The organism is Streptomyces sp. NPDC059900 (assembly GCF_050270335.1).
In the GTDB taxonomy this organism is placed as follows: domain Bacteria; phylum Actinomycetota; class Actinomycetes; order Streptomycetales; family Streptomycetaceae; genus Streptomyces.
Map to the genome: position 1 here is coordinate 1 of NZ_JBNNJZ010000434.1, position 6,966 is coordinate 6,966.

Annotated in this window: 8 protein-coding genes and 1 pseudogene; 3 read left to right on the top strand and 6 right to left on the bottom strand. The window is 68.9% G+C overall.

What is annotated here, in order from left to right:
- Positions 1-94 precede the first annotated feature (94 nt).
- Positions 95-763 (bottom strand): TetR/AcrR family transcriptional regulator, encoded by a 669-nt coding sequence (locus ACQKIP_RS35190; protein WP_365859497.1) that lies wholly within the window; start codon positions 761-763, stop codon positions 95-97.
- A gap of 194 nt (positions 764-957) precedes the next feature.
- Here ACQKIP_RS35190 and ACQKIP_RS35195 point away from each other — a divergent pair, with 194 nt between their 5' ends.
- Positions 958-1,599 carry an SRPBCC family protein gene (locus ACQKIP_RS35195; RefSeq protein ID WP_365859495.1) on the top strand — a complete coding sequence of 214 codons (642 nt, stop codon included), beginning with the start codon at positions 958-960 and terminating at the stop codon, positions 1,597-1,599.
- Positions 1,600-1,678: 79 nt separating this feature from the next.
- On the opposite strand, the gene ACQKIP_RS35200 is transcribed toward ACQKIP_RS35195, so the two are convergent.
- Both ACQKIP_RS35200 and ACQKIP_RS35205 read right to left on the bottom strand, forming a co-directional pair.
- Complete coding sequence (locus ACQKIP_RS35200) at positions 1,679-1,801, bottom strand: hypothetical protein (protein ID WP_427745067.1); 123 nt, start codon at positions 1,799-1,801, stop codon at positions 1,679-1,681.
- Positions 1,802-1,823: 22 nt separating this feature from the next.
- Positions 1,824-2,312, bottom strand: a complete 489-nt coding sequence (locus ACQKIP_RS35205; RefSeq protein ID WP_365859493.1) for a glutathione peroxidase — start codon at positions 2,310-2,312, stop codon at positions 1,824-1,826.
- Between the two features lie 161 nt (positions 2,313-2,473).
- Between ACQKIP_RS35205 and ACQKIP_RS35210 the strand changes: the two genes are divergently transcribed.
- The gene (locus tag ACQKIP_RS35210; protein WP_365859491.1) at positions 2,474-2,983 is read left to right on the top strand and encodes a hypothetical protein; all 510 of its coding nucleotides are present in this window, start codon (positions 2,474-2,476) and stop codon (positions 2,981-2,983) included.
- Here ACQKIP_RS35210 and ACQKIP_RS35215 read toward each other — a convergent pair.
- The 3 genes and pseudogenes from ACQKIP_RS35215 to ACQKIP_RS35225 all read right to left on the bottom strand — a co-directional run bounded on the left by ACQKIP_RS35215 (position 2,955) and on the right by ACQKIP_RS35225 (position 5,704).
- Positions 2,955-4,508 carry a recombinase family protein gene (locus tag ACQKIP_RS35215; RefSeq protein ID WP_365859489.1) on the bottom strand — a complete coding sequence of 518 codons (1,554 nt, stop codon included), beginning with the start codon at positions 4,506-4,508 and terminating at the stop codon, positions 2,955-2,957. The two genes, ACQKIP_RS35210 and ACQKIP_RS35215, sit on opposite strands and share 29 nt — an antisense overlap.
- Before the next feature lie 76 nt (positions 4,509-4,584).
- Positions 4,585-4,770 (bottom strand): annotated as a pseudogene (locus ACQKIP_RS35220) (glutathione peroxidase); the annotation flags it as partial.
- A 151-nt stretch (positions 4,771-4,921) separates the two neighbouring features.
- Complete coding sequence (locus ACQKIP_RS35225) at positions 4,922-5,704, bottom strand: ABC transporter permease (RefSeq protein ID WP_365859487.1); 783 nt, start codon at positions 5,702-5,704, stop codon at positions 4,922-4,924.
- Positions 5,705-5,873: 169 nt separating this feature from the next.
- Here ACQKIP_RS35225 and ACQKIP_RS35230 point away from each other — a divergent pair, with 169 nt between their 5' ends.
- On the top strand, positions 5,874-6,959 hold the full coding sequence (locus ACQKIP_RS35230; protein WP_427745068.1) for an S-(hydroxymethyl)mycothiol dehydrogenase: 1,086 nt from the start codon (positions 5,874-5,876) through the stop codon (positions 6,957-6,959).
- The last annotated feature ends 7 nt before the right edge of the window (positions 6,960-6,966 follow it).

Sequence of the window (6,966 nt, forward strand, 5' to 3'; positions counted from 1 at the left end):
AACTCACACACAAACTTCCTCGGCATCAGCTATTATATACACAGCGACCACCGCCACCGGGTGCGCTGGAAGAAGACGTACGGATAGCGGGGGCTCAGGGCCCGGCCGGCAGCCCCCGCAGTTCGGCTTCGAAGAGCAGGGCCGGGTCGAAGCCCATGCCGCCGAAGTGGCCCGCCAGTTCGAGGGACAGGACGCCGTGCAGCCGGGTCCAGAAGACCAGGGCGCGGTGCAGGGCCGCCGGCGGGGCGGCGTGTTCGCCGGCGAAGTTCCGGCGCTCTGCCAGGTGGGCCGCGAACGGTGACGCGGCGCCGTCCGGGGCCGGCGCCGCACAGGCGTCGAGCAGCGTCGTCATGATCTCGTCGGAGATGCCGGTGATGTCCTCGGGCGCGTGATAGCCGGGGACGGGGGTGCCGTAGATGAGGAAGTACCGCTGGGGGTCCGCCAGCGCCCACGCGCGCAGGGTGTGCGCGAGGCCGGCCAGGTCGGCGCCGTCCGCGGCGGCCGCGGCGACGGCGTCGGCGAGGCTCCGGTAGGCGTCCCGGATGAGTTCGGTGATCAGCTCGTCGCGGCCGGCGAAGTAGCGGTAGAGGGCGGGGCCGCTCATGCCCATCTGCTTGGCGATCGAGTTGAGGGAGAGCGCGGACGCCCCCGCCGTGGCGATCTGCTCCCTGGCGTGCTCCTTGACCTCCGCACGCACCTGGGCGCGATAGCGCTCGCGCGGGGTCGCCGCGTCCGCGCCCGTCGTCGCGTCCGTCTTCGCCATGGCCTGCCGCCCTCCGCATCCGCGTGGTGCCCGCGCATATAAGTTCAAGAGTTCGTTAGAAGTTATCACTCAACCCGTTGACCTTCCGGCGGCAGCCCGGTTATAACCTTTAACGAACACGCTAACTTATAGCTCGCGCCGCCCGGCCGGCCGCACGGCCGCACCGCCGCCCCACGACCGACCAGGAGAACGCCATGCCCGCGATCCGCAGCACCAGCGTCCGCGCCGCCCTGCTGACCGTCCCGCTCGCCGTCGCCGGTGTCCTCGGCACAGCCGCCGCGCCCGCCGCAGCCGCCCCCCGGCCCGGCAGCGGAACGTCCCTCACCTGCCGCGGGGAGGGCGTCGACCCCGATGCCCTGGTGCGCCACAGGACCGAAACCGTGATCCACGCACCGCTGAGCACCGTCTGGAAGCTGCAGACCGACGTGGAGCGCTGGCCGTCCTGGCAGCAGCCGGTCACCTCCGTGGACCGCCTCGACCACGGCCCCTTCCGCGAGGGTTCGGCGTTCCGGTGGACGATGCCGATACCTCCCAACCCCGCGACCCCCGCCACCGGCCTGGACATCACCTCGACCGTCGAGCAGCTCAAGCGCAACGCCTGCATCCGCTGGACCGGCCCCGCGACCGGTGAAGGGCTGCGCATCGAGGGCGTCCACGTCTGGAACTTCACCAAGGTCAAGGGCGGCGTGCTCGTGCGCACCGAGGAGACCCACACCGGCGAGCAGGTCGAGGCGAACGTCCCCGCCGCGACGGAGCTCCTCAGCCAGGGCCTCGAAGGATGGCTGAGCGCGCTGAAGACGACGGCGGAGGCCCGCGCGGGCCACCGGCAGCGATAGGGCGGACCCCGGCCGGGGACGACGAAGGCGCGGCGCACCGGCGGTCTTTGGTGTGCCGCGCCTTCGTGAAGCGGCCGGGCTACTTCGGCAGGTTCGCCTCGATCGCGGCGATGACCTCGGGAGCGTCCGGCTCGGTCTTCGGCCCGAACCGGGCCACCACCTCGCCGTCGGTGCCGACGAGGAACTTCTCGAAGTTATCCACTCAATTGTGCCGAATGGCCGGTTCAGCGGGGCAGGTGCTTTTCGATGGCCGCGACGAGTTCCGGGGCGTCGGGCTCTGTCTGCGGGGAGAAGCGTGCGACAGGGCTGCCGGAACCGTCAATCAAGATCTTCTCGAAGTTCCACCTGATATCGCCGGTGTGGCCTTCGGCGTCCGGGGTGCCGACGAGCCGCGCGTACAGCGGGTGCCGGTGCTCGCCGTTCACGTCGACCTTCTCGGTCATCGGGAACGTCACGCCGTATGTCGCCGAGCAGAACTCCGCGATCTCCTGCGACGTACCCGGTTCCTGGCCCATGAACTGGTTGCAGGGCACGCCCAGCACGCTGAAACCACGCTCCGCGTACTGCTCGTGTAGCCGCTCCAGACCTGTGTACTGCGGGGTCAGGCCGCACTTGGACGCGACGTTGACGATCAGGACGGCCTTGCCCTCGTACTGGCGCAGGTCGGCCGGGCCGCCCTGAAGGGCGCCGATCTCTTCTTCGTAGACAGACATGCTGCGGAGCCTACGCCCCGGTAGCAGCCGGTTTCACCGATACCCGCATCAGCCCCCCAAGGTGCCCCGCTCACCCTGAGCCGGGCGCCTCCCCCATGCCCGCACCTCGTACCTGAAGCGCCGGTTCGGGGTGCGTATCCACACACAGAGAGATGATCACCATGACCGACACGACCGCATCCAAGGCGCCGTCCGGGCTCAAGCTGGTCCGCGACTTCTTCGGCCTCAAGCTGACCGGGATGAAAACCGAGTGGACGAACGGCGGTCTCACCGACGCCGATAAGGCCCAGATCACCGAGGGCCTGAAGAACGGGACGCTGACCTACTGCCCCTCGCCGGCCGCCCGTCGCTTGGCCGCATCCGAGTGGCCCGAGGCTAGCCGTGCTACGGCATTGCCAACCCCGCAAGGGCTGGATCTTCGAGTAACTTGGCCCAGCTCGCAGAGCTTTGGGTGCGTTGTCGAGCAGGGGTTCCTTCAGCTTCTCCTCCAACCTGGCCGCCATGCACGCCGATTCAGGGGGGCCGTGTCATCGCCGATAGCCGACGACTACCTGGCGTGGGCCCATGAGATGAATGCGGATCTGCCGCTCATGTCGGACGAAGCCATGGACGACGTCGCGTCCACCTGCGACGCCGAGCGCTTCACGGAGAAGCTTCCTGAATCGGCCTGACGGAAATCCGGTGTCTGATGTCGTTCTCCGTCGAACTGCCGGGCTGCACCAGGATCCGGAACCCCTGATACGCCTGACGTAGCCGCTCGCGCTTGAGGGGCATCGTCGCGGTGCTCCACTCGGTCCTGATGTGCTGAATAGACTCCTCCCGCAGCTGAGGCGGGACGCTCGCCAGGTCGAGGCGGCTGAGCTTGGCCTGTTCGTGTTCGATCTTGACGTGCAGATCGTCGACCATGACGGCGTGCTTTTCCGGAGACACCTTGCCTTCATGCAGGCGCTGGTCCCAGTAGGATTCCAGCTCTTCCAGCGCGGCGATTTTCGATTCGTGCGGCGCCCGCTGCTTCTGCCGCCGCTCCTGGATGCGCTTGATCTGAGCCAGCTGCCGGGGCGTGGACAGCCGGTCCACCACCAGGGCGGAAACGGCCGAATCCAGAGTTCGCCAGTCGGCGATGGTCTTGCCGCAGCCGGGGACCTTCTTGGATTTCCAGCAGCTGTAGATAAAGCGGGGGGTGCCGTCTTCGTACGTGGCGCCGTGCGACGCGATGTTCCCGGTCAGCTGCCCGCCGCAGTCGCCGCAGCGGACCGGGCTGTCCTGCTTCGAGCACAGATAGCGGTCAGCCGGGGGCGCCCCTCGCCGCGACTGGACGAGTGCGTTGAACGCTTGCCATTTCACAGGCTCGAAAATCGGCTCGCCGGGTAGGCGGCCCAGGATCCGTCTCGGCCCGAGCTTGACATACCCTGCCATGCGCGGGGCCAGCAGTGCGGAGCGCAGGGACACGGGCTGCCATGGGATCCGGGGGCAGTCGCACGTGTACTGCCGGTATTTCACGCCGATGAGACCGGCCCGCAGACCTGCGCACTCGGACGTGTGATCCTGGGCCGGCGAGTAGAAGCCGCGGCGGGTTGCGTCGTCGCAGATGTCTTCCCACTTGGCACCCGGCTGCATGGCCAGATCCAGGGCCCGGTTCAGAGGCGCACGCTCGCTCTCGCGGACGGTCGTGCCGTCCTCTTCGAATCCAGAGGGGCGGTATCTCCCGCGGCGCCCCTCGCCGCGTGCCGCCTTGCCGCGATTTCCGCGCCGGACACGGGTGCTGAGGCGGTGACTGTAGTACTGGGCGGAAACCGCGGCGTCGTAGAAGTTCTTCTCGCCCTGCGGCGTGGTGATGTCGAATTCGCCGTCGGAGTCGTAGATCATGACGGTTCGACCGCTGGCTTCGCGGACCTTTTTCACGACGCCGACGATGCGGAACGCGTCTTCTACGGTGCGGAGTAATCGTTCGACGTCGAAGATGACGGCACCGTCGGATGCGCCCGATTCCAGACGCTCGATGAGCCTGTTCCAGTCGGACCTGACGACGCCCTTCTTCCACGCCGACTTGCCCTTGTCGTCCAGGCGTTCGCCCAGCTGGGCGTCTATCTCTGCGATGCGCCTCAGGTTGGTTTCATGCTGACCGGTGATCGACGTGTTGCGCCTGTCGCCCGCTGCCGACTCGCGGGCGTAACTGTCCAGTATGCGCGGTGCCATGCGGTGACGCTAGAACCAACTGCCGTTGATCGGCAGGGGAGTGACGCAATTAAGTATACTAATTTTCGAAGTTTCAGCGAATGTCGCCGGTGTGCCCCTCTGTGTCCGCCGTGCCCACGAGGTTCTTGTACAGCGGGTGCCGGTCGTCGCCGTTCACGTCGACCTTCTCGGTCATCGGGAACGTCGCGCCGTACGTCGCCGAGCAGAACTCCGCGATCTCCTGCGACGTACCCGGCTCCTGGCCCACGAATTGATTGCAGGGCTGCCAGAATGCAGAGATCGGCGCCCTCCAGGTCGGTTCGCCGACCTGGGCCAGTACCTTGGCAAGGCCGTCCTCATCGTCAACGTTGCCTCCAAGTGCGGACTCACTTGACAGACATGATTCGGGGCCTACGCTCACACAGCCCCGCCGATCACTCTGGTCCCGTGCGGTTCAGGCGTCCGCAGGCGACGAGCTCGACGGTCGCGGCCACCGCGATCGCCTGCACCGCCATCAGGGCGATCAGGACGAACAGCTGCACCGCGCCCGCGAGGAGCGGGGAGGCCCCGCCCAGGAGCATCCCGACGAAGGCGCCGGGCAGCGTGACCAGGCCCACCGTGCGGGTCTGGTCGAGGCCGGGCAGCAGGGCGTCCGACGCGGCGGGGCGGATCACCTCCAGGCGGGCGTCCCTCTCCGGCAGGCCGAGGGCCAGGCCCGCCTCGAACTCGCCGTTGCGGGTATGGAGTTCGTCCAGTGCCCGGCGCCCGCCGAGCACCGTCGCCGTCAGCGCGCCGCCGATCAGGATGCCGGTCACGGGGATCATGGCGATGCCGCGCACCGGGAGCAGCCCGGCCAGGGTCAGGCAGGCGACCACCGGGACGACGGGGCCCGCGATCGGCACCGCCGCCCACCACCAGCTGCCGTTGGGCGTGATGCGCCGCCCCGCGGTGCGCGCCGCGACACCGACCATGAGAAGGAGGAAGGCGAAGAGCGCCGCGGTGTGGTGGACCACCCAGCCGATCACCAGGGACACCGCGCCCAGCTGCACGGCGGCCCGCAGCCCGGCCACGCACATCTCCCGCGCCCTGCCGTACGAGCCGTCGGGGGAGAGGCGGAACACCGCGGCTGTCGTCGCCGCGACGAGCAGCAGTACGAGCAGCGCCGCACCGAGCGTCGTGTTGACCGGCAGCAGGGCCTGAGCAGCGAGATCGCGCACCCGCCCACCCTAGGCGGCGCCGTGCCCCGCAGATCGGGATCGGCGGGAACCGGTGATCGGAACTCGTGCGTCCGGGGTCGTCGCGGGCGGGCCCGGTCTGTGAGGATGCGGGAGGAACCATGTGATGCCGGACGAGCAATCGACGCCGGAAGAAAGAAGGGCTGACCTCATGGCGCAGCAGGTACAGGGCGTGGTCGCGCGCGCGAAGGGCGAGCCGGTACGGATCGAGACGATCGTCGTGCCGGACCCGGGGCCCGGCGAAGCCGTGGTGCAGGTGCAGGCCTGCGGGGTCTGTCACACCGACCTGCACTACCGCGAGGGCGGCATCAACGACGAATTTCCCTTCCTCCTCGGTCACGAGGCGGCGGGCGTCGTCGAGTCCGTCGGTGACGGTGTCACGGACGTCGCGCCCGGGGACTACGTGATCCTCAACTGGCGTGCGGTGTGCGGACAGTGCCGCGCCTGCAAGCGCGGGCGCCCCCAGTACTGCTTCGACACGCACAACGCCAAGCAGAAGATGACGCTGACGGACGGCACCGAGCTCTCGCCCGCGCTGGGCATCGGCGCCTTCGCGGAGAAGACCCTTGTCGCCGCCGGACAGTGCACCAAGGTCGACCCGGCCGCGTCGCCCGCCGCCGCGGGCCTCCTCGGCTGCGGGGTCATGGCCGGCATCGGCGCCGCGATCAACACCGGCAACGTGGGCCGCGGCGACTCGGTCGCCGTCATCGGCTGCGGCGGCGTCGGCAACGCGGCGGTCGTGGGCGCGCGCCTCGCCGGAGCGGCGAAGATCATCGCCGTGGACATCGACGACAAGAAGCTCGAGACGGCCAAGAGCCTCGGCGCCACGCACACCGTCAACTCCCGCTCGGCGGACCCGATCGAGGCGGTGCGCGAGCTGACCGACGGCAACGGGGCCGACGTCGTCATCGAGGCGGTCGGCCGCCCCGAGACGTACGAGCAGGCCTTCTACGCCCGCGACCTGGCGGGCACGGTCGTCCTGGTCGGGGTGCCGACACCGGACATGCGCATCGATCTGCCGCTCCTGGACGTCTTCGGACGCGGCGGCGCGCTCAAGTCGAGCTGGTACGGCGACTGCCTGCCCTCGCGCGACTTCCCGATGCTCATCGACCTCTACCGGCAGGGGCGCCTGGACCTGGACGCGTTCGTCACGGAGACCATCGCGCTGGCCGACGTGGAGAAGGCCTTCGAGCGGATGCACCACGGGGACGTCCTGCGGTCGGTGGTGGGCGTCTGATGGCGGC